The organism is Chelatococcus sp. HY11 (genome assembly GCF_018398335.1).
In the GTDB taxonomy this organism is placed as follows: domain Bacteria; phylum Pseudomonadota; class Alphaproteobacteria; order Rhizobiales; family Beijerinckiaceae; genus Chelatococcus.
Map to the genome: position 1 here is coordinate 4,576,195 of NZ_JAHBRX010000001.1, position 24,665 is coordinate 4,600,859.

A 24,665-nucleotide genomic window follows, 5' to 3' on the forward strand; every position below is an offset into this window, starting at 1 on the left:
TACTCTGTCTCTCTGCCCGCCTTTGATTCCGGACGGGAGACCGCCGCGCGCTACCGTTGGAACTGCTTTTGAGCCTCGCAGTGGTGCGTTTGCCAGAATGGCTGCGGTCCGCTGCCAGCTTGACGATTGCCGGTGCCGCTGGCAACGATCGATAAATGCTAGTGATTGTGGCTCTCTTGCTGAGAATGTCGCACAGGAGCAGCGGGCCGATTGGAATGCCGGAAACTCTGCCGTGTTCCGCAAACATGTTGCTGCAGTCGGGTTTACGATGAGGACGACGGAATGAACGATGTAACTGACATGGCAGAGATCACGGCTGAGTTTCGCTCTGCCATGCGCACATTGGCCGGTGCGGTCTCCGTGCTGACGGTTGGTGAGGGCGACGACCGCAACGGCTTTACCGCCACGTCCGTGTCCTCCTTTTCCATGGAACCGCCGCGCGTTACCGCCTTCATCAACAAAAACGCCTCATCCTGGCCGACAATGAGGAAATACCAGGCCTTCGGCGTCAATATCCTTGCCGAGGGCCAGGAGGAGATCGCGGATCGGTTCGCCGGGCGTCATGGCACGAAAGGCCAGGATCGGTTCGCCGGGGCCACCTGGATCACCGCCGCCACCGGCGCTCCCCTACTGGAGGGAGCGTTGGTCGCTATCGATTGCAAGCTCGAAGAGGCGATCGAGCGCCATACCCATGCAATCCTGATCGGTCAGGTCTGCGCTGTCAGGCTTGCCGGCACCGACGTCGACCCGTTGCTCTACTGGCATGGCCGTTACCGCGCCCTCAAGTGAGAGCAGCTGACGGGGTGGGTGTGACGCCGGTCCCGTTTTTCAGCGCGTAAGCTGTTCATCGTGTTCTCGGAAAAGCGTAGCCGGCTTGCTCACAACGCAATGCCGGCTATCATCGTCCGCTTGTGCCAAAGATCAGCGTTTGCGCATTGATTTTGGACTTTATCGCCTCTTGCCCGAGCCGTTTCCTGTTTTTTAGGATGTGGACGCCTTCAGGTGAGGTCGATTGGAGTATCGGCATCAGGTGTCAGTGCCGCCTGGACCACATGCCAATAGAACAAGATGCGCTGAGGAAAGCACGGTCCCTCCATGGCCATTTCTTTCGCACTGATTAACTTGGCCGGCTACGTCGCGTTGCTGCTCTGGGGCACCCACATGGTCCAGACCGGAGTGCAGCGCGCTTTTGGGCCCCATCTGCGGACATTCCTCGGCTCGGCACTGCGGAATCGACTGTCCGCCTTTCTCGCCGGTCTCGGCGTCACGGCCGTCCTGCAGAGCAGTACGGCGACTGGCCTTATGGTGACCGGCTTTGCGGCGGACGGCCTGGTTCGCCTGATGCCGGCGCTTGCGGTCATGCTCGGGGCCAATGTCGGCACCACGCTGATCGTGCAGGTGCTGTCCTTCGACGTCGCCGCCTTCGCGCCCGGCCTGATCCTGTTCGGCGTCGTGATGTTCCGCCGCGATTCCAGCACGCGGCTGCATGATCTCGGGCGCGTCTTCATCGGGCTTGGGCTCATCCTGATCGCGCTGCATCAGATGCTGACGCTGATGGCGCCCTTTGAGAATGCGCCTGGCCTCAAGGTCTTGCTCGGAGCGGTTTCGACCCTGCCGATCATCGATGTGCTGCTGGGTATCATCGTCACCTGGGCGTTTCATTCCAGCGTGGCGGTCGTGCTGCTGATCATGTCGCTTGCGACCAACGGCGTCATTCCGCCGGAAGCCGCCATCGCCTTCGTCATCGGCGCCAATATCGGAACCGCGGTCAATCCCGTGCTCGAGGGAACGACGAGTGACGACCCGGCTGCCAAGCGGCTGCCCATTGGCAATCTGCTGAACCGGATCGTCGGTGGCGTTATCGCGCTCGCGCTGATCGATCCGATCTCAGGCTTGATGGTTCGCCTCGACGGGGATGCGGGGCGCATGGTGGCTGATTTCCACACCTTCTTTAATCTTGTCATCGCGGCTGTGTTCTTTCCGTTTCTCGGACCCTACAGTCGTTTCCTCGAGAAGATCTTGCCCGAGCGCGCCAAGGCGAACGATCCGGCGCAGCCGATCTATCTCGACAACGCCGCCAAGGAGACGCCGATCGTCGCGTTGGGCAGCGCCTCCCGCGAGGCCTTGCGACTGGCCGACATGCTGGAGAACATGTTACGGGGCGCGCGCGATGCCCTAGCCAAGGATGACCGCAAGATCATCAGCGAGACCAAGCGCCTCGATGATATTCTCGATAGCCTCAATACCGCGATCAAGACTTACCTCACCTCGATCGATCCCGAGGAATTAAGCGACGCCGATCATCGGCGCCTGAACGAGGTTCTCGCGTTTACAATGAATCTCGAACAGGCCGGCGATGTCATCGATCGCAACCTGCTGCCCCATGCCTCAAAGCGCCTCAAGCGAGGGCTCACCTTTTCCAAGGAGGGGCAGGAAGAACTGCTGGCTTTGATGGATCGGCTCATCGCCAACCTTCGAACGGCTGCGTCGCTTTTCATGACAGAGGACGCGCGGGCGGCGCGGCTTCTCGCGGAGGAGAAGGTAGCCTTTCGTGACGCCGAGAACGCTGCTACGGGCGCGCATTTTGCGCGTCTCCGCACCGGGCGCCTGGATACCACTGAGACCAGCTCACTGCATCTTGATCTTCTGCGCGACATCAAGCTCATCAATTCGCATATAGTCGCGGCCGCCGCCTACCCTGTACTTGAGCGTACAGGGGATCTGTTACCAAGCCGCATTGCGGCCACCGGCGAATAGTCCCGACGGATTTTGGTGGCAGAGATTTTGACAATGAGGATCTGTAATCGATGTTAAAGCCATCGGCGACCTTGTTCATTTTCTGTCTGATGGTCACTCCCTCTTACGCCGTCGATCCGCGACTGGAAGCCAGTCTCCGGAAGCTCGATCCGGCGGAGCGTTTCACGCAGCTTTGCGATGTTGAGGCGATGGCGCGCATCCGTCACGATGCAACTGCCTATCGTCCGGACCGTGCCCTCGCCGATGCCATCAGCCCCACCGAGCGCGACGGTGATCGGCTCACTGGCGCTGGCGGGGCTTTTCGCAGCGCCGGCCATTGGTATCGCTACAGCTTCAGCTGCGAGGCCAGCCCGGATCGCATGACGATTACGGCGTTTGACTATAAGATCGGGCCCATGATCCCCGAAGCGCAATGGGCGAAATTCGGGCTCTGGCAGTAGCGAAGACCTTATCCGGTGCCGTCGCGGCCACGGCCGCCGCTCCTTGAAGTCGTGTCTCGCCCATGCTTTGAGCGCAGATCAGCGTTCTATCATGGGAATTTGTGCCAGAATTGATGATATGTCATCTATTGGTAGGGCATCTAGTTCCGAGACCGTCATGTCTGTTCTTCCCTTCCAGGAGCGCAGCCGCCTTGGGCCGCTGCTCGCCCATGCCGCGCGCCAATGGCGCCGTGCTGTTGATCGCCACCTGCAACCCTTCGATTTGACGGAAGCGACCTGGCTTCCGCTGCTGCGCATTGCCCGCGCGCCGCATCCCATGTACCAGAAGGATCTGGCCGCATCCTTGTCGCTGGATCGTTCATCCGTCGTCCGATTGCTCGATTCGTTGCAGCGTGCCGGGTTGGTCGAGCGTCGTGAGGGGAGGGACCGTCGCACGAAGGCCATCGTGCTGACGGCGCTTGGCCATGCCACGGTGCAGCGCGTGGAGGTATTTGCGCGGGAAGTGCGCGAGATGGCGCTGGCGGATGTCGCCCCCGACGATCTCGCCACCACAATGCGTGTTCTGGATCATATCGCGACGGTTCTTTCCCCATCCGGTGAGGAGATCATCGCGTGAACGCCCCGATGAAGGAGCCTACGGCCGGCGGCCTGGTTGAAGAGCCACGTCCGAGGGTACCATTGTGGCTTCTCGCCTCGCTCACTTTCAGCGCGACGCTCGCCATGCACATCTTCGTGCCGGCTTTGCCGCAGGTGGCGCAGGATCTGAGCGCCAGCGTCGGTGCGATGCAGCTGACGATCAGCCTCTACATCCTCGGGCTTGCTGTCGGGCAGTTGATCTATGGTCCGATCGCGGACCGTTTCGGCAGACGGCCGACACTCATTGCGGGGCTATCCCTCTATATCATGGCCGGCATCGCCGCCGCGATGGCGCCGAGCGCGCATGCGCTGATCGCGGCGCGCCTGTTCCAGGCCATGGGTGGCTGTGTTGGGATGGTGCTCAGCCGCGCCATCATCCGCGATACCTCCAGCCCGCAGGATTCTGTCCGAAGCCTTGCACTCGTGAATCTGTTCATCACGGCCGGGCCTGCGGTCGCGCCGCTGATAGGCAGCGCGGTGATGTCCACGGCTGGCTGGCGCTTCATCTTTGTGCTGCTTGCCTTGTTCGGTGTGATGAACATCATGTTCACGGTGTGGCTTCTGCCGGAGACGCGGCGGGCGGGCGGCGACAATTCCGTTACGACGCTGGCGCGCAACTATCGCAGCCTTCTCACATCGCCTGCTTTCCTCGGCTACGCCATCGGCGGCGGCTGCGCCACGACGTCTATGTATGCGTTCATCGGTGCGGCCCCCTTCATCTTCATCAACGAGCTGGGGCGTTCCGCCTATGAGGTGGGGATTTATCTTGCGATCCTGGTCACCGGCATCTGGATCGGCAGCATCGTCGTCAGCCGTCTGATCATGCGCGTGCCGATCCGATCGCTCTTGATCGGTGGCAATCTCGTGAGCCTCGTGGCGGCGCTCGTGTTCCTTGGGGTCGTCGCAAGCGGACATCTCACCGTGTCCTGGGTCGTCGGCCTTATGTTCCTCTTCCTGTTCGGGGCCGGCTTTGCCGCGCCAACGGCTCTCACTCAGGCCGTCAGCGTCAACCCGAAGGTGGTGGGTTCGGCATCGGGACTCTACGGCTTCGCGCAGATGTCGGTGGGCGCGCTTTGCGCGGGGCTGGCCGGCGTCGGCTCGCATCCCGCGCTGGCGGCCGCCCTGGTACTGGGCGGCGCCACCATCGTCGCGCAGATCGCCTTCATGATCGCCCAGCGCAACGCGCCGAAGCTCCGCTAATGCAGGTCGGATGGTCGCGGGCTCGCCCCGCTCAGGAATAGACGAACCAAGTCGGAGACTTGGATGGTATCGGATGATGCCACCCAAGCTGGATCCGCCTTAGTTTTGTGAGGCCTGCTCGGCGAGCCACTGCCTGCCGAGGTTGACATCGGCCTGGGATAGGCCGTGTCCGGTGGGCAGCACGTGGTGTGTCACAGCCGCACCGGCCTCGGCAAGGGCGGCGGTGAGCCGGTTGGCATTCTCTTCGGGCACAATGGGATCCATCGCTCCAGAGAGGATGAGCACGGGATGCCCGGCCAGGCCCTGTGTGGGCGCCTCCGGCAGAGGGACCATGGCGCGCAGCAACACCGCGCCGGCCAGCGCATCCGGCTGGCGATAGAGGAGGGCGGCCGCGATATTCGCGCCATTGGAGAAGCCGACCGCAATCGGTGCCGCAAGCTCATAGGCCGCCCGCGCCTCGCGAACGAAGCCCGCGAGTTCGTCGGCGCGGCGGCGGACATCGTCCTCGTCGAAGACCCCTTCGGCGAGACGCCGGAAAAAGCGCGGCGCTCCACCCTCTGATACCTTGCCACGCGGTGACAGGAGCGCGGCGCCGGGCGCCAGCAGACGGCCGAGCGACAGGAGGTCGTTCTCGTCACCCCCGGTTCCATGCAGCAACAGGAGTGGAGCGAGGCCGGCCTGCGTGGCGGGTTCGAAGCGGTGGATAAACGACAAAGCGGCGCTCATGACGGCCTCCTTGCAAATCAGGTTAAGCGCTGTCCCGCGCCGCGAGGGCGCAGGACAGGTGTCTTGTCTTCGCTCGCCCGGGATTAGCCGAGCTCGGGAAGCACAGCCTCGATCTCCGCGCGGCGGCGCTCCAGGAACGACGGAAGCTTCAGCGCCTGGCCGAGCGAGGCCAGCGGCTCGTCGGCTGCGAAGCCGGGATCATCGGTCGCGATCTCGAAGAGCACATGGCCGGGTTCGCGGAAATAGACGGACCGGAAGTAATTGCGGTCCTTCTGCTCCGTGGTCTGGATGCCGTGGTTCTCCCGCAGCTTCCTGACCATCGCCTCCTGCGCGGCATCGTCAGCCGCGCGGAAGGCGACATGGTGAACCGACCCACCCCCCATGCGCGCCGGCAGGAACTCGCCGGCGGCGCGCAGGTCGACGATACCGCCGATCGCGGTATCGCCCGCCTTGTAGCGGATGAGCGTGCCCTCACGGCCGACTTCGCTGAAGCCGAGAACGTCCGTCAGGATCGCGCCTGTTGGTGCTGCGTCCTTGATCAGCAGGCTGACACTGTGAAAGCCGCGGATCGCGTTCTCCGCGGGAACGTCGCTGCCGCCCCATGCGGGTTCGGCTTCGATGCCCGCAACGCCGACGAGGGAAAGCCGCATGCCGTCCGGATCCTTGAACGCCAGCACCGTTTCACCGAAGCGTTTCTCCGGAGCCTGGTGCACCACGCCCTTCTCGACGAAGCGGTGCGTCCAGTACCCGATGGAACCCTCCGGCACGCGGAACACCGTCTCCTGCGTCTCGCCGACGCCGAGGCGGCCGGGCGCCACATGCTCCCACGGAAAGAAGGTGAGGATGGTGCCGGGTGATCCGGCCTCGTCCCCGAAATAGAAGTGGTAGGTGCCGGGATCATCGAAGTTCACCGTGCGCTTCACGAAACGCAGGCCGAGGACTTCCGTGTAGAAATGAAAATTGCGACGCGCGGGACCGGCGATAGCGGTGACGTGGTGAATGCCATTCTGGACCATCGATCGTACCCTCCTTCGGGGGAGCTTCGACGGACACGCATCCGGAAGCTCGGTGCCGGGCGGTCATGGCCGCCTTCGATGTGTCTAGAGATAGCGCCAATCGCTCGAAGCGCCAGGGTGTTTCCATTGCGTTGATGCAATGTCTGTTCTGCTTTTCTCGATATGAGTTTGCCGTTAAGCTCAGGGGCCCTTGGCCAACCCGGCCGATGGTTGTGGCATGGGGAGCCGCGTCATGGTTGAGCCTTTCAAGCATCTGGCCTGGGACGACTTCCGTCTGGTCAAGGCGATCGCGGACGCGCGCGGGTTACCCGCCGCCGCGGCGCAGATGGGCGTGAACCATTCGACCGTTTTCAGACGTCTCGGCCAGATCGAGGAGGCGCTCGGCGTCAAGCTGTTCGAGCGCCACCGGGCGGGCTACGCGCTGACGCCGGCGGGAGAGGAGATCGTCGCCGTCGCGGAACGGGTCGATGCCGACATCACGGCGGTGACCCGCAAGCTTGTCGGGCGGGAACTGGCGCCGGCCGGTGAACTGCGCGTCACCACCAACGACTCACTCCTGGTGCATCTTCTGACATCCCTGTTCGCCCAGTTTCGTGAGGCCTACCCGACGATCCAGCTTGACGTCGTGCTGACCAACCAGGCGCTCAACCTGTCCAAGCGGGATGCCGATGTCGCCATCCGCGCGACTGACAAGCCACCCGAGAATCTCGTCGGACGCCGCATCGCCAATGTCGCCTGGGCGCTCTATGGCCGGGCGAGCGACTTTCCCGACCCGGAGACCCAGCGCAACGCCGATCTTGCGACGCTGTGCAACAGGACCTGGGTCTCACTCGGTGACAATCTCGGCTCGCTCAATGTGGTACGCTTCGTGCGGACCCATATCGCGCCCGAGAATGTCGGCTACAAGGTCAATACGGTGCTCGGGCTCGCCGAGGCGATCGAGGCGGGTCTGGGCATCGGTCATCTGCCCTGTTTCATCGCCGATGCGCGCCCGTCGCTGGTTCGGCTGCAGCCCCCGGACAAGCAGTTCGAGGCGCAGCTGTGGCTTCTCACCCACCCGGACCTGCGCCACAACGCCCGCGTGCGCGCGCTGATGGATTTTCTCGCCGCCGAAATGAGCCAGTGCCGCCGCTATATGGAGGGTGACCTGATCTGACTCGGGGAGGCCGCCAGCGGTTCTCCCTCTCCCCGGCGGGGAGAGGGTTGGGGTGAGGGGAGTTGGCGCTGCTCGTCGGACCCCTCACCCTGTCCCTCTCCCACACGGGAGAGGGGACGCTAGCGAATGACCGCGCGGCCGCCTGCCGCTCGCCGTCGCCTCAGGCTTCCGGCGGAAGGAAGTGAATGTTGTGAAGCGCCGCCCGGCGCACGACCTCGGCCGGGTCGGGAACGCCGTGGATGGCGGTGAACAGCTCGAACAGCTTTTGCGTCGGGCTTACCCAGAACAGGCATTTGGCGGGCTGGTCACTCTTGTTGAAGATGCCATGGGCCTTGTCGCGCGGCAGGCGGGCGAGATCACCGGGGCCGGCCTTGTTCTCGACGCCTTCCAGCCAGAAGGTCAATTCGCCTTCAAGCATATAGATATATTCATCCTGGTCGGGATGGATATGCGGCGGCACGAAGGTGCCGGGCGGGAAGGTCGCGTGCCAGGAGAAGCTGTCGTCTGTTCGTGTCTTCGGCACATAAGTCTGGCCAAGGATATTCCAGGTGATGCCATCCAGACCGTCATTGGCCTTGCGAATACCTGCGGTCTCTGCAATCGACATGGGGTTTACCTCTCTTTTTACGCTCTTGGATTGGAGGGGCCGTTTTCAGTCAGCCTCACACATGGAGAAAGCGGTCCTTCACGCTCGGATCAGATTTCAGCGCGCTGCTCGTGCCGGTCCACACAACCGCGCCCTTTTCGATGACCACATGGCGATCCGCGAAAGTGGTCAAGGCATCGACATTCTTGTCCACGACGAGGATCGCCTGATGCTCGTTCTTGAGCTGGCGCAGGCAGTTCCAGATCTCTTCCCGGATCAGCGGCGCGAGTCCCTCAGTCGCCTCGTCGAGCATGAGAAGGCGGGGGTTCGTCATCAACGCGCGGCCGATGGCGAGCATCTGCTGCTCACCACCAGAGAGCTGGTTGCCGAGATTGCCGCGCCGCTCCTTGAGGCGTGGAAAAAGCGCGTAGATATCGGGCAGCGACCAGCGCGGCGCCTTGCTGCGGTCCGGGCCGGGCGAGGCCGTCGCGACCAGGTTTTCCTCCACCGTGAGATTGGGGAAGATCTGCCGGCCTTCCGGCACGAGGCCAATGCCCTGGCGAGCGACCCGATAGGCCGGCTGCCCCGCCAGCGGCTTGTCGTTGAAGCTCACCGAGCCGCCGGTCGCGGGCAACAGGCCGATAATGGTCTTGATCGTCGTCGTCTTGCCCATGCCGTTGCGGCCAAGCAGCGTGACGACCTCGCCGGCGCCGATCTCGAAGGAGATGTCGAAGAGAACCTTGGCAGGCCCGTAGGCCGCCTGGAGATCACGCACACGGAGCATCAGGCGGCCTCCTCGCCGAGATAGGCCGAGCGGACCTCCGCATTGTTGCGCACCTCATCGGCGGATCCCGTGGCGATGACGCGGCCGTAGACGAGCACGGAAATGCGATCGGCCAGCTGGAAGACCGCGTCCATGTCATGCTCGATCAGGAGGATGCCGAGCGTGCCCTTGAGGCTCTTGAGCGTCGCGATGATGCGTGCCGATTCCTCATGGCTCGTGCCGGCGAGCGGTTCATCAAGCAACAGCAGGCGGGGGCGTGTCGCGAGCGCGATGGCGAGTTCGAGCTGCCGTTTCTCACCGTAGGAGAGGAGACCGGCCGGCACGGCCGCGCGCGGCAGCAGGCCGAACTGGTTGAGGATGACCCGCGCGGGGGCGTTCAGTTCCTCCTCCTTGCTCGCGTTGCGGAAGAAACGGAAGCTCGACCCCGAGCGCCCCTGGACCGCGAGCGCGACATTCTCCAGCACCGAGAAGTCCGGCAGGATGGAGGTGATCTGGAAGGAACGGGCGAGGCCTCCCGCGGTGCGTTCCGCCATGGTCCGCTGCGTGATGTCCTCGCCCGCGAAGAGGATGCGCCCCGTATCGGGACGGGCGAGGCCCGAGATCTGGTGGATCAGCGTCGTCTTGCCGGCGCCGTTCGGGCCGATGATGGCGTGAAGCTCATTGGCGCCGACATGCAAGGACACGTCGTCCGTGACCTTCAGCGCTCCATAGTTCTTCGCAAGGTGATCGAGGACGAGAAGAGGTCCGTTCATAGCCTGGTTCACCGCCGCGTCCTCTCGATGAGGGGGGTGATACCGCCCCTGATATAGAGCACGCAGAGGATCAGGAGTGGGCCGAAGATGATGTGCCAATGCTCCGTGAACCCCGCGAGCACCTCTTCCGCCAGAAGGAAGACGATGGCGCCGGCGATCGCCCCATGCAGGGAACCCATGCCGCCGAGCACCACCATGAAGATCAGGTCGCCGGAGCGCTGCCAGCTCATGGTCGCCGGGCTCACGAACTCGCTGGTGTTGGCGAGCAGCACGCCGGCCAGCGCCGCGATCATGCCCGCGATGACATAGAGCACGAGCTGGTAGCGATAGGGCGAGAAGCCGATGGCCTGCATGCGCACCGGGTTCTGCCGGGCGCCCCGCAGCACACGTCCGAAACGGGAGGCGACCAGCATGCGGCAGGCGAGATAGACCACGCCCAGCGTCGCGAAGGCCGTGTAGTAGAGCATGCGGTCGTTGTCGAGCGGGTCAAAGCCGAAGAACAGGCTGCGGCTCGGCAGATTCATGCCATCGTCGCCGCCATAGGCCGCCAACGATGTAGCCAGGAAGAAAAGCATCTGCCCGAAGGCCAGCGTGATCATGATGAAATAGACGCCCCGGGTCCGCAGCGAGATGGCGCCCGTGATGGCCGCGAAAATGGCAGAGACCGCGAGCGCGGCGACGACCTGCAGGCCAATGCCGTTGATCCCGTGGCTGGCAAGTATGCCGACCGAATAAGCGCCGATGCCGATGAAGGCGGCGTGGCCGAAGCTGACGAGCCCGGCGTAGCCGATGAGGAGGTCGAGCGAGAGCGCGGCGAGGCCCAACACCATCACGCGCGTCAGGAGCGACAGGAGGAAGCTCTCCGTGCCGAACTGCGCGAGCCACGGCGCGATGGCGAGGCCCGCGAAGACGATGATCGGCATCACGAGCCGTCGCAGGTTTGGCGGCGCGTCTGCCGGCGCGCTTTGCTGGACCGGACGGGCGGCATCCGTCATCGCGGATCTCTCGGCATGGGGAGGCCTTTCACGCGCGTCACTCTCAACGTTTGGCCGGGAAAAGGCCGGCGGGTCGGATGCACAGGGTCACGGCCATCAGCACGTAGATCAGCATCGGGGCAATCGCCCGGCCGGTCTGGCTTGCCGTGGATGGATCAAGGATGGCGCGCAGCAGCATCGGCGCCATGAAGCGCCCGAGCGTGTCGACGACGCCGATGAGAAGCGCGGCCAGGAAGGCGCCGCGCACCGAACCGATGCCGCCGATGACGATGACGACGAAGGCAAGGATCAGCACGTTGTCGCCCATGCCCGGCTCGACCGAGAGGATGGGGGTGACCATCGCACCCGCGAAGCCCGCAAGCATGGCGCCGAAGCCAAAGACGAAAGTGAAGAGGAGCCGGATGTTGACGCCGAGCGCGGACACCATCGGCGCATTCGAGGCGCCGGCGCGCACGAGCATGCCGACCTTGGTGCGGTTGACGAGAAGGTAGAGCAACAGGCCGACCGCAAGGCCCGCGATGATGATGGCAATGCGGTAGACGGGGTAGCGCAGCCCGCCGATCAGCGGGATCGACCCCGACAGGATGTCCGGCACCGGGACGCTGAGGGGCGCAGCACCCCACAGGATCTTCACCGCCTCGTTCAGCGTGATGATCACGCCGAAGGTCGCCAGCACCTGATCGAGGTGATCGCGGTCATATAATTTGCGGAAGACGAGCACCTCGAGCAGAAGGCCGAAGGCGAGCGCCGTCGGCAGCGCCAGCAGGAGCCCGAACAGGAAGTTGCCCGTCAGTGCCGTGAACATGGCGGCGAGATAGGCTCCGACCATGTACTGGACGCCATGGGCGAGATTGATGAAGTCCATAACGCCGAAGACCAGCGTCAGGCCCGCGGCGATGAGGAAGAGAATGAGCCCGAACTGCAGGCCATTCAGCATCTGGACGAGGAACAGGCTCAGCGGCATCAGGCGCTCATGGTCGGCAGTAAAAGGAATGACATCCGCATCCGGTCATCCCGGAGTGGGGCGAAACGTGAGGCCTGGGATCCAGGCCTCCGGCTAGAGCGAATCCGACTTGCACGACATCCGATGCAACAATCCAAGTCGATAAATTTGCTCTTCGATTTCTTGCATCGAGCAAATCCCCGACAGAAGGGTTGCCCTTGGGACAGGTCGAAATTCCGGAGCCCCTTTTTGTCCCGTGTCATCAAGTCAGCCGCGACGCGTCGATCCCTCCCCTTGAGGGGAGGGATCAGTGGCGGCGGTTCCCCGATCCATGGATATGCTGGTGGCAAGTCCCGCATCAGCGGCGTCCATCCATTCCGGGCTCAGCCTGCGCCATCCCGGAATGACCTGTCCCCGCAGCGCTGACCTTAATTGGTCAGCGAGCATTCCTTCGCATAGGGATCCGCATAGTTCGTGAAGACCTTCTCCACGACCTCGGTCTGGAACTTGCCGTCCGGCCGCTTGGCAACCTTCGTCAGGTAGAAGTCCTGGATCGGATAGCCGTTGGCGCTGAACTTGAAGTTGCCACGCAGCGACTTGAAGTCAGCCTTCAGGAGCGCGGCGCGCAGCGCCTCCTTGTTGGAGAGGTCACCCTTCGTGGCCTTGACCGCGCTGTCGATGAGCTTGGCCGCGTCATAGGCCTGGAAGGCATAGCTTCCCGGAACCGAGTTATAGGCCTTCTCGTAGGCCGCCACGAAGGCCTTGTTCTCGGGGGTGTCGAGGTTCGGCGCCCAGTTCGAGCCCGCGAACATGCCGACAGCCGCATCCTTCTGGGCGGGAAGCGTCGATTCGTCCACCGTGAAGGCGGAGAGAACCGGGATCGTGAGGCCAGCCTGCTGATACTGCCGCACCAGGTTCACGCCCATGCCGCCCGGCATGAAGGTATAAATGGCGTCCGGCTGCAACGCGGCGATATTGGCGAGCTCCGACTGGAAGTCGAGCGTGTTGAGCGGGACATAGGACTCCGCCACGACCTCACCCTTGAAGTCGCGCTTGAAGCCGGCGATCGCGTCCTTGCCCGCCTGGTAGTTCGGCGCCAGCAGATAGACTTTCTTGTAGCCGCGATCCTGCGCCACCTTGCCCGAAATCTGGTGGACCTGATCGTTCTGGTAGGATGTGACGAAGAAATACGGGTTGCAGCTCTTGCCGGCGAGCACCGAAGGGCCGGCATTCGGGCTGATCAGGAAGGTCTTCGCGTCCGTCACCGGCTTCGAAATCGCCATCAGAACGTTGGAGAAGATCGGTCCGACGACGAAATCGACCTGATCGCGCTCAAGCATGCCCTTGACGCGGGTGACGGCGACGTCAGGCTTCAGTTCGTCATCGACGACGATCACCTCGGCCGGCAATCCGCCAAGCTTGCCGCCAAGCTCCTTGACGGCGAGTTCGAACCCGTCACGGGCCTGCTGCCCGAGAACCGCGGAGGGGCCGGAGAGTGAAACGATAACGCCGACCTTGACCTTGTCCGCCGCCACGGCAGCCTCAGTGAAGGCCTGCCCGGCAAGCAACGTCACTGCTGCGATTGCGCCGAGACCAAGGCGAGTTACGCAATCTTTCATATCTTCGATCTCCCCAACTTCTGTTCCCCTGGGTGGTGCGCTGCTTGAGGCGCTCACTTTGCCGTGGAGAGCTTATCATCTCTCCGAACGGATCGCTCGTCGAGCAATGCTTTGGGATGAAAGCCTCATGAAAGCCCTTGCCAGACGATAGTTCAAGATTAAAATAAATTCCATACAGGCCGCAAGGGCCTTGCGAGCCGCGCGATGAAAATGGTCGGCGCGGCGGCGCAAATCCTTGTGAGGCACCCCTTTTTCGGGTGTCGGCCTTCGACCGGATGGAGCGTGCGGACCCGCGATAAGGGGAGGGGCCGCACACGAGGGAGATGACGATGGCACACACGGCGCATGTGGACACCTTTGCGCGTGACAACCTGCCGGCCCGTGAATCGTGGCCGGAGATGATCTTCGATCGGCCCGAGTTCCAATATCCCGAACGCTTGAACTGTTGTGTCGCGTTTCTCGATCGCTGGATCGCCGAGGGGCATGGTGATGCGCCCTGCATGTTCGGTCTCGATGAGGCGTTGACCTATCGCGAACTCTACGAGCGTGTGAACCGCATCTGCAACGTACTGGTCAACGACCTCGGCCTCGTGCCCGGTGGCCGCGTTCTACTGCGCTCCGCCAATAATACGATGATGGTCGCGACTTATCTCGCCGTTCTGAAAGCGGGTGGCGTGGTCGTCGCCACCATGCCACTCCTGCGCGCCAAGGAGTTGGTCTATCCCATCGACAAGGCGAAGATCGCGCTTGCCCTGTGCGATCACAAGCTCGCCGACGAGATGGAAAAGGCCGCGAGCCAGACCTCCGCGCTGAAGCGCATCGTCTATTGGGGATCAGGCAAGAACGGTTCACTCGAAAGCCTGATCGCCGGGGCCAGCCCAGAGTTTACGGCCGTTGATACGGCCGCCGATGACGTCTGCCTCATCGCCTTCACGTCGGGCACGACCGGTGTGCCGAAGGGCACCATGCATTTCCATCGGGATATGCTGGCGATCTGCGACGGCTTCTCGCGCAACGTGCTGCGGCCGGTTGAGAGCGATCGCTTCATCGGCTCGGCTCCGCTCGGCTTTACCTTCGGGCTCGGCGGTATCGTGCTCTTTCCCATGCGCATCGGCGCCTCCTTCGTCGTGCTGGAGAAAGCCGGGCCCGACGATCTGCTGCCGGCTATCGAGAAATTCAAGGTCACGATCTGCTTCACGGCGCCGACGGCCTATCGCGCCATGATCCCGAAGCTCGATCAGTTCGATATCTCCACCTTGCGCAAATGCGTCTCGGCGGGCGAGGCCTTGCCGAAGAGCACCTTCGATGCGTGGTTGGCCGCTACCGGCCTCAAGCTTATCGACGGCATCGGCGGCACGGAGATGCTGCATATCTTCATCAGCGCGCGCGAGGAGGAGATCCGTCCGGGCTCGACCGGCAAGCCCGTCCCGGGCTTCGAGGCCAAGGTGGTGGACGACGAGGGCCACGAGGTGCCGCCCGGTACCCCGGGACGCCTCGCGGTGCGTGGCCCCACCGGCTGCCGTTATCTCGCCGACGAGCGCCAGCTCAAATTCGTCCAGAACGGCTGGAACATGACCGGCGACACCTATGTCATGGATGAGGACGGTTACTTCTGGTACCAGGCGCGCTCCGACGACATGATCGTCTCGTCGGGCTACAATATCGCCGGTCCGGAAGTCGAGGCGGGGCTTCTCACTCACGCGGCTGTCGTCGAATGCGGCGTCGTGGGGGCGCCCTGCGAGCAGCGCGGTCGCATCGTCAAGGCCTATGTTGTGCTGCGCGAGGGCGAACCGCGCGATGCCGACATGGTCAAGCGTCTGCAGGAGCATGTCAAAGCCGAGATCGCGCCTTACAAATACCCGCGCGAGATCGTCTTCGTGGACGAATTGCCGAAGACCTCAAGCGGCAAGTTGCAGCGTTATGCGTTGCGCGTGCGGGCCGAGGAAGAGGCTTTCACCGCCAAGGGAACAGCCTGATCCTTGAAGGGCGGGCTACTCCATGAAACGGGGCAGGGCATGACGGCAGGTATGGGAGCGCAAAATTGCGACGAGCGAGGTCGAGACTGGTACGAGCGCGAGTATAACCCGCGCGTCACGGTTCCCGAACTGCCGGACATCCTTGCTGACTGGATCGCGCGCTCCAAGGCCACGCGCGAGCGGCACCCACCGCTGGCCGACATCGCCTATGGCGCGCATCCTCGTGAGGTGTTCGACCTTTTCCGGGCGCCGCATGCGCGAGGGACCGTGGTTTTCATCCACGGCGGCTACTGGCGCGCGTTGTCGAAATTTGAAACGAGCTGGGTCGCGGATGCCTTCCTCGATCAGGGCCTGTCGGTCGCTCTTCTGAATTATCCGCTCTGCCCGGATGTGACGCTCGCCCATATCCGTGAGTCGGCGCTCAGCGCTTTCGCGAAGCTCTACGGGGACGTGCTGAACGACGACGAGCGCCGCAGCATCGTCGTCACCGGCCACTCGGCCGGCGGCTATCTCGCCGCGCTCCATCTCATGACGGACTGGACGGCACGGGGATTACCGGAGAAGCCGATCGCCGGCATCGTCTCCATTTCCGGCGTGTTCGAGCTTCTGCCGCTCCTCAACACCTCCATGAATGAGGCGCTGAGGCTCGATGCCACGGAGGCGGAGCGTCTCACCTTGCTCGGCCAGCCGTGGGTCACACCGGCCAAGGCTGCTTTCGCGGTCGGTGGCCGTGAGCCAGAAGCTTTCCATCGCCAGTCCTGCGACATGGCGGCTGGCTGGGCCGATCTCTCACCGCGATCCTTCGCGGTGCCGGGCACCCACCACTTCAACGTCTTCGATGGCCTGGCCGTGCCAGGCAGCACGCTCAATGCCGCCGTCATCGAGATGGTGGGCGAATAGATTTGTGGGCGGGGTAACACTTGCCAGGATCCCTTGGGCGCTGCCGATAGTCGGTAGCGTCCCCTCTCCCGTGTGGAAGAGGGACAGGGTGAGGGTTTACCGTTTGCTGTCATATCGAGGGTTTCCCCCTCACCCCAACCCTCTCCCCGCTGGGGAGAGGGGGCCTGTCACGCCCGGCGGCACGCTCTGTGCCGCTGTCGTCAAGATTCTGGAGTGATCGCTGGCGTTCCCTCTCCCGCTGGGAGAGGGACAGGGTGAGGGTTTGCGGTCCGTTGTCGTATGGAGGGTTTCCCTTCGCCCACCCTCTCCCCGCCGGGAAGAGGGGGCTGTCGCGCGAGCCGGACGCTAGGCCGCCTTGCCTTTGTCCGCCGCGAAGCCGGCGCGCTGGGCATAGCCGCGGACAATAGCTTCGCGCTCGGCGTAGCTCAGCACCTCTTCGATGTTCGTGAACCCCTCGGGCGCCAGCTTTTCCACCGCGTCGATCACGCCTTCCGGCCCGCCTTTACGGTTGGAATGCACGATCTCGGCCGTCTTTGGCAGCCGCTCGGCGTCATAGGCGGCGAGCGCCTGCATGGGATGCTCGGCGCGAACCAACGCATCACCCAGCGCGCGCGCATCGAGGATCGCCTGGGATGCTCCGTTCGAGCCCACGGGATACATAGGATGAGCGGCATCACCGAGGAGGGTGACGCGGCCGTGTGACCAGCGCGGCAGGGGGTTGCGATCGCTCAGGGGATATTCCCAGAAGGTCTCTGTCGCACGCATCAGCGCGTGGACGTCGACATGCGGGATACTGATCCCGGCGGTGTTTGGCGTCAGATCGTCCCAATGGCCCGGTCGCGACCAGTTCTCGCGGGCCGGCAGGCTTGTGCCATCCCCGAGCTTGCCGATGACCGCCCAGTTGGTGAAGACCGTGTCCGGTGTCGAGCCCTCGGCGATGGGATAAACCACCATCTTGGATTCAAGACCGCCGGCGATGATCATCGACCGGCCGGTCAGGAAGCGTGGCCAGTCCCGCGCGCCGCGCCACAGAACAAGGCCGTTCCAGATCGGCCCGCCCTCGTCGGGAAACAGCGTCCGGCGCACGACGGAATGAATGCCGTCCGCGCCGACAAGGATCTCCCCGCGTGCGGTTTCGACGGGCGTGCCGGCATGGTCGGTGAATTCAGCACTGACACCGCCTTCATCCTGGGTGAAGGATGCGAGCCGACGGCCTGTATGCACCTTGTCCGCGCCAAGGCGCTCGATCACGGCATCGAGGATGACCGACTGCAGCCGGCCGCGGTGGATGGAAAACTGCGGCACGTCGTGGCCGGCGTCGAGCCCGCGTGGCTCGTGCCACACTTCCTGGCCCTGCCGGTTGAGGTAAAAGAGCTCATGGGTGCGGATCGCCACGGCATCCAGACGGTCGAGGAGGCCAAGCGCCGCCAATTCACGAATGGCGTGGGGCAGGACATTGATGCCGACACCGAGCTCCTGGATGCTCGCCGCCTGCTCGTAGATTTCACACTCAAGGCCGCGGGCATGCAGCATCAAGGCCGTGGTCAGGCCGCCAATACCCCCGCCGACGATAATGGCCTTCATGGCTCGTTCCCCTCGTTCTCTGGATCGACGCTTTTCGACGCGGTTCTATGGGATCACGTCAATGCTTTAAGTTTAAAACAATAGCATAGGGCAGACGAGGGAGGGATACAAAAAATCGCGCCCGATCGAAAGACCGGACGCGTTGACGATCGTTCAGCTCTTCCGGGCTTAGAGGTCGCACCGCAGTTGCAGGTGAGGGGCAGCCCGCAACCCTCTCCCGACGGGAGAGGGGGGCCTGTCGCGCCAGGCGGCACGCTCAACGTCGCTGTCGTCGGGATCGTGGAGTGATCGCTGGCGTTCCCTCTCCCGGTGGGAGAGGGACAGGGTGAGGGTTTGCGGTCTGTCGTCGTAGTGGGCTTCCCCTCACTCCAATCCTCTGCCCGGGGGAGAGGGAGACATGCGTCGCGCCTTCTGCCATTCGAACGACTGTAGGGCGCAACGCGAGTTGGTCGACTTACGGCATGACCGCTTCGATGAGGAAGGGGCCGCGCCGCTTGAGGGCGGCCTCGAAAACTGTCGCCAGTTCATCGGTTGTCGTGACGCGGACGCCCTCGACACCCATACCCTTGGCTATGCTGACCCAATCGAGCGCCGGATCATCGAAGCCGAGCATGCGTTCGGCATTACGGCCGAATTCCTTGACGCCGACATTGCGCATCTCGCCTTGCAGGATCGCATAGGCGCGGTTCGAGTAGATGATCGAGATGACGTCGAGCTGCTCGCGTGCCTGCGTCCACAAGGCCTGGACGGTATACATGCCACTGCCATCGGCCTGCAGGCCAATGACCTTGCGGTCGGGGCAGGCGACGGCCGCGCCGGTGGCAAGCGGCAGGCCGATGCCGATGGAGCCGCCCGTCAGCGCCAGCATGTCGTGGGGGGCGGCAAGATGCGCGTAGTTATGGAAGGCGCCCGACGTGACGGCCTCGTCGCAGAGGATCGCGTTTTCCGGAACACGCTGCATGACGACGCGTGCGATGGCATCAGCCGTCAGCGGGCCGGAAGGCACCGCCGCGGTCAGGGCCTCGGCGTCGGGCGCGGGACGCAGCTGGACCTTGCGCGGCGCGCCCACTTCGTCGGCCAGCCATTCCAGCGCGGCGGTGAGGTCCTGTCCCGCCGCCGCGAGCGTGATCAGTTCGCAGTCGTTGCGCACCACGCGGCCCGGCTTGCCGGGATAAGCGAAGAAGGCGACCGGCACGGTTGCGCCGACCATGATCATCACATCGACGTCCTTGAGCGCCTCCACAGCCACATCGACCACATAAGGCACGCGCTCGTAGGCCACGCGACCCCGGCCGCGCTCGGCCCGCGCGTTTGATGTCGGCGCCATCACGCGTGCGTTCGCCGTCTGCGCGATCGCGTCAGCCACGCTGAGCGGCTCCACGCGCAGGGCGCGCCCGCCGAGGAGCAGGGCGACGCGCTTGCCGGAGCGAAGCGCGGCGGCGGCCGCCTTCACCGTCTTCTCGTCGATCCCCGGGGGCTTCGGGCGCTCGGAGCGCTTGATGGAACGCGGTGTCACCGCGCCCCAGGCCATGTCACCAGGCAGGATGAGCGTGGTTACACCCGGCAGCGAGACGGCGGCCCGCCAAGCTGCCGCCGCATCCTCGTCGATCGTCTCCGCATTGATGATCCGGCGCACCCAGTTGGACATGGGCTTTGCCAGACTCTCGATATCGCTGGTCAGCGGCGCGTCGTGCTGCAGATGGTAGCTCGCATGGTCGCCGACGACATTGATCATCGGCGTCTTCGCGCGTCGGGCGTTGTGCATGTTGGCGAGGCTGTTCGCGAGACCAGGTCCGGTATGCAGAAGCGTCGCCGCCGGCTTGTCCGCCATGCGCGCATAACCATCGGCGGCGGCCGTCACGACACCTTCGAACAGGCCCAGCACGCAACGCATGCGCGGCTTGGCATCGAGCGCCGCCACGAAATGCATCTCGGACGTCCCGGGATTGGCGAAGCAGACGTCGACGTCGTGGGCCAGCAGCGTGTCGCAGAGAAGATCGGCACCATTCATCAGTTCTGGCTCTCGGTCACGAGTTCGGTGAGGGCGGCCTCGAGGATGGCGAGACCTTCCTTTACCTGTGCCACGGGCGTGGTGAGCGGTGCAAGCAAGCGCACGACATTGGCATCCGGCCCGCAGGACAGGAGAATGAGGCCCTTGTCCTCCGCCCGGGCGATGAGCGCGCTCGTCAAGGCCGCGTCAGGCGCACGCGTCGCACGGTCCTTCACAAGCTCGAAGGCCGTCATGGCGCCGAGACCGCGCACGTCGCCGATGCAGGCGAATTCATTGCGCTTCGCCATCGCGGTCAGATGGTCGCGCATGATCTCCCCGATCTCGGCTGCGCGGCCGGTCAGGTTCTCTTCCTCGACCACGTCGAGCACCGCATGGGCGGCCGCCACGCCGATGGGGCTGCCGCCATAGGTGCCGCCGAGACCTCCGGGCGCTGCCGCGTCCATGATCTCCGCCCGCCCGGTGACGGCCGACAGCGGGAAGCCGCCGGCGAGCCCCTTGGCCATGGTCACGATGTCAGCCGCGACGCCAGCGTGCTCGGCCGCGAACAGCTTGCCCGTGCGGGCGATGCCGGTCTGGATCTCGTCGATGATCATGAGGATGCCGTGCTCGTCGCAGACCTTGCGAACCTCGCGCAGGAAATCGAAGGGCGCGACATAGAAGCCGCCTTCGCCTTGCACCGGCTCGACGATGATGGCGGCGACCCGCGCTGGGTCGACATCGGTCAGGAACAGGCTCTTCAGCCCAGCGATGGCCTGCGCCGTGTCGATGCCGTGATAGGTCTTCGGGAAGGGCGCGTGGAACACGTCGGCCGGGAAGGGGCCGAAGCCCTTCTTGTAGGGCACGACCTTGCCGGTGAGCGCCATGCCGAGCAGCGTGCGGCCGTGGAAGGCGCCGCCGAAGGCGATGACGGCCGGGCGGCCGGTGGCGTTGCGGGCGATCTTGACGGCATTCTCGACAGCTTCGGCGCCGGTGGTGACCAGCATCGTCTTCTTCGCGAAATCCCCTGGCGTCAGCCCATTGAGCCGCTCGGCGAGGCTGACGTAGCTCTCATAGGGCGCCACGTGGAAGCAGGTGTGGGTGAACGCCTGCGCCTGTTCGGTGACGGCGGCGATGACCTTGGGGTGGCAGTGGCCGGTGTTCACCACCGCGATGCCGGCGGCGAAATCGATATAGCGCTTGCCATCGACGTCCCACAGCTCGGCATTCTGAGCGCGCGCCACATAGATCGACTTGGTGGCCACGCCGCGTGCCACGGCGCTCTTGTGCCGGTCCGCCAACTGAGCTGTTGCATTCATCGCCATCGTCTCCCAGAAAATGCGCCACCCGCGTCCCTGCGCGAAAGTCGGCCTGCCAATGCGGCGGACGATAGTCTTGCCCAGAATTTTAAGCAATATGGATAAAATAGTCCGCAACATGTCGGAGCTGGATGGATGGAGTTTGACGTCGGTGCGCGGCTGCGCGAGTTGAGGGCCGCGGCGGGACTGTCGCAGCGCGATCTCGCGGAACGCGCGGGTGTGACGCATGGGTTGATCTCGATGATCGAGCGCAACCGCAACAGCCCGTCCGTGGCTTCGCTGCGCAAGATTCTCGGCGGCATTCCGACGACGATGTCGGAGTTCTTCAATGAGGACCAGGCAACCAACGACAAGATCTTCTTCGCGGCGACCGAACTGACCGATCTGACCTCCCGCGTCGTCCCGCGTGGGCGTGGCGCGGCCGGGCGCATGGCTTTCCGCCAGGTGGGCGACGCCCGCGCCCATGACCTGCAGATCCTGCACGAGCGCTACGAGCCGGGCGCCGACACCGGCCCGACGATGCTGGAGCATCCCTCGCGCGAAGGCGGCGTGGTCATCTCCGGCGAGATCGAGCTGACCGTTGGCGATCAGGTCCGGCGTCTGAAGGCTGGCGAGGCTTATCTGTTCGACAGCCGCATTCCCCATCGCTTCCGCAATATCGGCAAGGAGCCTTGCGAAGTCGTGAGCGCCTGCACCCCGCCTTATCTGTGAGGTGGCCGGCGCCCTATGCGGCGCTTGCTTAAAATATTAAGCGCGGCGACCAGCCCAGCCGTGCATCCGGCGTGCCCCGGTCAGCGCAAAAAGGCTTGCCCTGCCACGGCAGTTGCGGTCCATGTGGCGAAAAGGTCGGCGGATCGACGGAACGGATAGGGTGGAGGGTACTTTGGACGACAAGGCGATCTTGAGGGCGTTGTTCGATGCCGCGCTCGCGGCGGCCTACCCCGACGGCAAATTCGCAGGACGTCTGCCCGAGCCGCCCAAGGGACGTACCATCGTCATTGGCGCCGGCAAGGGGGCCGCGCGGATGGCGGCTGCCTTCGAGGCGGAATGGCCGGGCGCTTGCGAGGGACTTGTCGTCACGCGCTATGGCCACGGCATGGCGACGCGCGCGATCGAGGTTGTAGAGGCCGCTCACCCGGTGCCGGACGAGGCGGGGATGGCGGCTGCGGCCCGCATCCTGGCATTGGCGCAGTCCGCTGGCCCTGACGACCTCGTGGTCTGCCTTATGTCGGGCGGCGCCTCGGCCTTGCTGACCCTTCCGGCGGACGGCGTGACACTGGCCGACAAGCAGGCGGTCAACAAGGCCTTGCTGAAATCAGGCGCGCCCATCGGCGCGATGAACCAGGTGCGCAAGGCGCTCTCCGCCATCAAGGGGGGGCGGCTGGCCGCTGCCGCCGCGCCCGCCCGGCTCGTCACCTATCTCATCTCCGACGTGCCGGGCGATGAGCCGCGCAGCATCGGTTCCGGCCCCACCGTGCCGGAAGCCTCGGATGCGGAGGCCGCGCTCGCCATCCTGAAGCGGTATGAGATCGCCGTTCCAGCAGCCATCGAGGCGGCCATCCGCGCCAATGTGATCAAGGACGTGCCGGCGCCGGCGCCCATGCATATGCTGGCGACGCCGCATATGGCGCTCGAGGCCGCGGCAGCGAAGGCCAGGGAATTCGGCCTGACGCCGCTCATCCTCGGTGACGCGCTGGAGGGTGAGGCGCGCGAGGTGGCGACGGTGCTCGCCGGCATCGGCCGCTCGGTCGCCGAGCATGATGAGCCGGCAAAGCGCCCCTGTGTGCTGCTGTCTGGGGGCGAGACCACGGTGACCGTGCGCGGCAAGGGGCGGGGCGGGCGCAACGCGGAGTTTCTGCTGGCCTTCGCGCTGGCCTCCCAATCGGTGCCCGGGATCTCCGCGATCGCCTGCGATACCGACGGCATCGACGGCTCGGAGGACAATGCAGGCGCCATCGTCGACGGCGATCTGATCGCGCAGGCAAAGGCTCGGGGAATCGATCTCGTCGCGCATCTGGCTAATAACGACGCCTATTCCGCCTTCTCGGCCCTCGACAGGCTCGTCGTGACGGGTCCGACCCTCACAAACGTCAACGATTTTCGCGCCATCCTGGTGCGCTGAGCCGCGAGACGCGTTTGGAACCCGCCGGTCATCCCTGAGGTCGCGAAGCACGGCGTTCCGGGGAGGACTGTGGCCTCATCGCATCGCCGCCGTGATCGGATGCTGCACGTGTTGCCAATCCATTGCTTACCGAACGACGCGATGACATAAGCGAAACTGCGGATCTTGAGCAGGTTCACCGATGATCGATTGGTTGATGAAGAGGCCGGCATCGACGGTGCTGGGCGGCTGTCTCGCCCTGTTTCTGCTCTATGAGCTATCGGTCGTCTTCTTCGCCTATACCGGCGATGCTTATGTCAACAGCGACACCGTGACCCTTTCGGCGGAAATCGAGGGGCCGATCGCCCGGCTCGACGTGCATGAAAACCAGGTCGTTGCCAAGGGCGCCCCGCTTTTCACGATCGACCCAACGCCGTATCAGCTCGCCGTGGACGAGAGTACGGCGGCGCTTGCCAATGCCGAGGCGACACTCGCTCTCTCGCGGGACCGTTTGACCGCGTCCCAGGCGGACCTCGTCTCTGCCCAGGCGAGCGAGACGGCGGCGCGGCAGACCTATAATCGGGTCAGCAGCCTCGCGCGCTCCGAGTTCGCCTCCGGCCAGGCCATCGATGACGCGACGCGCGACCTTGCGACGGCGACGGCGCGCGCGGCAGCCTCGGCCGCCGATGTGGATGTGGCCCGACAGACCATTGCCGTGAATGCCGCAAGCGTTCAGCAGGCGCAGGCGACGCTCAATCGCGCGCGCTACCAGCTCGGCAAGACGGCGGTGATCGCGCCGGATGCAGGCCGCGTCGCGCCCTTCACGGCGCGCGTAGGGGATTATCTGCAGGTTGGCAACCAGGTGCTGACCCTCGTCACCGACAACAGGCGGCGGGTGGTGGCGAACCTGTCGGAGCGGCATCTGGCGCGTCTGCGGCCGGGGCAGCGGGTGTGGCTGACGCTTGGCTCCCAGCCCTGGGTCGTGCATGCCGGCCGGGTGACGAGCGTGGCGCCCGGCGTGGCGCGCTCGCCGACCGCGCCGCTCACGCTGCCTTATGTCGATCCGACGACCGACTGGGTGCGTCTGCCGCGTCGCTTCCCGGTCGATATCGCGCTCGACACGTGGCCCGCGGATCTCGGCTTCTACCTGGGTGCCGACGCGCGCGTTCTCGTCATCTTCTGAGGGGG

General features: G+C 64.4%; 22 protein-coding genes. 11 read left to right on the forward strand and 11 right to left on the reverse strand.

From position 1 onward, the window contains the following. Window positions 1-282: 282 nt before the first annotated feature. The 5 genes from KIO74_RS20880 to KIO74_RS20900 all read left to right on the forward strand — a co-directional run bounded on the left by KIO74_RS20880 (window position 283) and on the right by KIO74_RS20900 (window position 5,033). Complete coding sequence (locus KIO74_RS20880) at window positions 283-789, forward strand: flavin reductase family protein (RefSeq protein ID WP_213333744.1); 507 nt, start codon at window positions 283-285, stop codon at window positions 787-789. Window positions 790-1,095: 306 nt separating this feature from the next. Continuing rightward, window positions 1,096-2,757: a Na/Pi cotransporter family protein gene (locus tag KIO74_RS20885; protein WP_213333745.1), complete on the forward strand. Its 1,662-nt coding sequence runs from the start codon at window positions 1,096-1,098 to the stop codon at window positions 2,755-2,757. A gap of 50 nt (window positions 2,758-2,807) precedes the next feature. After that, a complete protein-coding gene (locus tag KIO74_RS20890; protein ID WP_213333749.1) occupies window positions 2,808-3,197 on the forward strand; it encodes a DUF930 domain-containing protein in 390 nt (129 codons plus the stop codon). A 157-nt stretch (window positions 3,198-3,354) separates the two neighbouring features. Next, window positions 3,355-3,813, forward strand: a complete 459-nt coding sequence (locus KIO74_RS20895; RefSeq protein ID WP_213333751.1) for a MarR family winged helix-turn-helix transcriptional regulator — start codon at window positions 3,355-3,357, stop codon at window positions 3,811-3,813. Continuing rightward, on the forward strand, window positions 3,810-5,033 hold the full coding sequence (locus KIO74_RS20900) for a multidrug effflux MFS transporter (protein ID WP_291979569.1): 1,224 nt from the start codon (window positions 3,810-3,812) through the stop codon (window positions 5,031-5,033). The genes KIO74_RS20895 and KIO74_RS20900 overlap by 4 nt, the downstream gene beginning before the upstream one ends. 99 nt (window positions 5,034-5,132) lie before the next feature. Here KIO74_RS20900 and KIO74_RS20905 read toward each other — a convergent pair whose 3' ends face one another. Continuing rightward, a complete protein-coding gene (locus KIO74_RS20905) occupies window positions 5,133-5,759 on the reverse strand; it encodes an alpha/beta hydrolase (RefSeq protein WP_213333753.1) in 627 nt (208 codons plus the stop codon). Between the two features lie 83 nt (window positions 5,760-5,842). Next, a complete protein-coding gene (locus tag KIO74_RS20910; RefSeq protein ID WP_213333755.1) occupies window positions 5,843-6,775 on the reverse strand; it encodes a ring-cleaving dioxygenase in 933 nt (310 codons plus the stop codon). 232 nt (window positions 6,776-7,007) lie between these two features. Here KIO74_RS20910 and KIO74_RS20915 point away from each other — a divergent pair, with 232 nt between their 5' ends. Further along, window positions 7,008-7,931: a LysR family transcriptional regulator gene (locus tag KIO74_RS20915; RefSeq protein WP_213333756.1), complete on the forward strand. Its 924-nt coding sequence runs from the start codon at window positions 7,008-7,010 to the stop codon at window positions 7,929-7,931. A gap of 160 nt (window positions 7,932-8,091) precedes the next feature. Here KIO74_RS20915 and KIO74_RS20920 read toward each other — a convergent pair whose 3' ends face one another. The 6 genes from KIO74_RS20920 to KIO74_RS20945 form a co-directional block, all read right to left on the reverse strand. Then, a complete protein-coding gene (locus KIO74_RS20920) occupies window positions 8,092-8,538 on the reverse strand; it encodes a cupin domain-containing protein (RefSeq protein WP_213333758.1) in 447 nt (148 codons plus the stop codon). A gap of 55 nt (window positions 8,539-8,593) precedes the next feature. Further along, window positions 8,594-9,301: an ABC transporter ATP-binding protein gene (locus tag KIO74_RS20925; RefSeq protein WP_213333759.1), complete on the reverse strand. Its 708-nt coding sequence runs from the start codon at window positions 9,299-9,301 to the stop codon at window positions 8,594-8,596. Beyond that, entirely contained in the window at window positions 9,301-10,053 is a 753-nt protein-coding gene (locus KIO74_RS20930) for an ABC transporter ATP-binding protein (RefSeq protein ID WP_213333761.1), read from the reverse strand. Before KIO74_RS20930 ends, KIO74_RS20925 begins: the two co-directional genes overlap by 1 nt. Before the next feature lie 8 nt (window positions 10,054-10,061). Continuing rightward, window positions 10,062-11,048, reverse strand: coding sequence for a branched-chain amino acid ABC transporter permease (locus KIO74_RS20935; protein ID WP_213333762.1), 987 nt, complete (start codon window positions 11,046-11,048; stop codon window positions 10,062-10,064). A 43-nt stretch (window positions 11,049-11,091) separates the two neighbouring features. Further along, window positions 11,092-12,006 carry a branched-chain amino acid ABC transporter permease gene (locus tag KIO74_RS20940; protein ID WP_213336098.1) on the reverse strand — a complete coding sequence of 305 codons (915 nt, stop codon included), beginning with the start codon at window positions 12,004-12,006 and terminating at the stop codon, window positions 11,092-11,094. 413 nt (window positions 12,007-12,419) lie between these two features. Next, window positions 12,420-13,610 (reverse strand): ABC transporter substrate-binding protein, encoded by a 1,191-nt coding sequence (locus KIO74_RS20945; protein ID WP_213333764.1) that lies wholly within the window; start codon window positions 13,608-13,610, stop codon window positions 12,420-12,422. Window positions 13,611-13,939: 329 nt separating this feature from the next. Between KIO74_RS20945 and KIO74_RS20950 the strand changes: the two genes are divergently transcribed. Both KIO74_RS20950 and KIO74_RS20955 read left to right on the forward strand, forming a co-directional pair. Then, complete coding sequence (locus KIO74_RS20950; RefSeq protein WP_213333766.1) at window positions 13,940-15,586, forward strand: benzoate-CoA ligase family protein; 1,647 nt, start codon at window positions 13,940-13,942, stop codon at window positions 15,584-15,586. A 39-nt stretch (window positions 15,587-15,625) separates the two neighbouring features. Continuing rightward, on the forward strand, window positions 15,626-16,486 hold the full coding sequence (locus KIO74_RS20955) for an alpha/beta hydrolase (RefSeq protein ID WP_213333768.1): 861 nt from the start codon (window positions 15,626-15,628) through the stop codon (window positions 16,484-16,486). Between the two features lie 345 nt (window positions 16,487-16,831). Here KIO74_RS20955 and KIO74_RS20960 read toward each other — a convergent pair whose 3' ends face one another. The 3 genes from KIO74_RS20960 to gabT form a co-directional block, all read right to left on the reverse strand. Further along, the gene (locus KIO74_RS20960; protein ID WP_213333770.1) at window positions 16,832-18,070 is read right to left on the reverse strand and encodes a flavin-dependent oxidoreductase; all 1,239 of its coding nucleotides are present in this window, start codon (window positions 18,068-18,070) and stop codon (window positions 16,832-16,834) included. A 454-nt stretch (window positions 18,071-18,524) separates the two neighbouring features. Continuing rightward, window positions 18,525-20,081 carry an acetolactate synthase large subunit gene (locus KIO74_RS20965; RefSeq protein WP_213333772.1) on the reverse strand — a complete coding sequence of 519 codons (1,557 nt, stop codon included), beginning with the start codon at window positions 20,079-20,081 and terminating at the stop codon, window positions 18,525-18,527. After that, window positions 20,081-21,376 (reverse strand): 4-aminobutyrate--2-oxoglutarate transaminase, encoded by a 1,296-nt coding sequence (gene gabT / locus KIO74_RS20970; RefSeq protein WP_213333781.1) that lies wholly within the window; start codon window positions 21,374-21,376, stop codon window positions 20,081-20,083. The genes KIO74_RS20965 and gabT overlap by 1 nt, the downstream gene beginning before the upstream one ends. Window positions 21,377-21,511: 135 nt before the next feature. Here gabT and KIO74_RS20975 point away from each other — a divergent pair, with 135 nt between their 5' ends. The 3 genes from KIO74_RS20975 (at window position 21,512) to KIO74_RS20985 (ending at window position 24,660) form a co-directional block, all read left to right on the forward strand. Continuing rightward, window positions 21,512-22,087: a cupin domain-containing protein gene (locus KIO74_RS20975; RefSeq protein WP_213333783.1), complete on the forward strand. Its 576-nt coding sequence runs from the start codon at window positions 21,512-21,514 to the stop codon at window positions 22,085-22,087. Window positions 22,088-22,208: 121 nt separating this feature from the next. Continuing rightward, a complete protein-coding gene (locus KIO74_RS20980) occupies window positions 22,209-23,498 on the forward strand; it encodes a glycerate kinase type-2 family protein (RefSeq protein WP_213333791.1) in 1,290 nt (429 codons plus the stop codon). Between the two features lie 196 nt (window positions 23,499-23,694). Then, a complete protein-coding gene (locus KIO74_RS20985) occupies window positions 23,695-24,660 on the forward strand; it encodes an HlyD family secretion protein (RefSeq protein WP_249731098.1) in 966 nt (321 codons plus the stop codon). Window positions 24,661-24,665 lie beyond the last annotated feature (5 nt).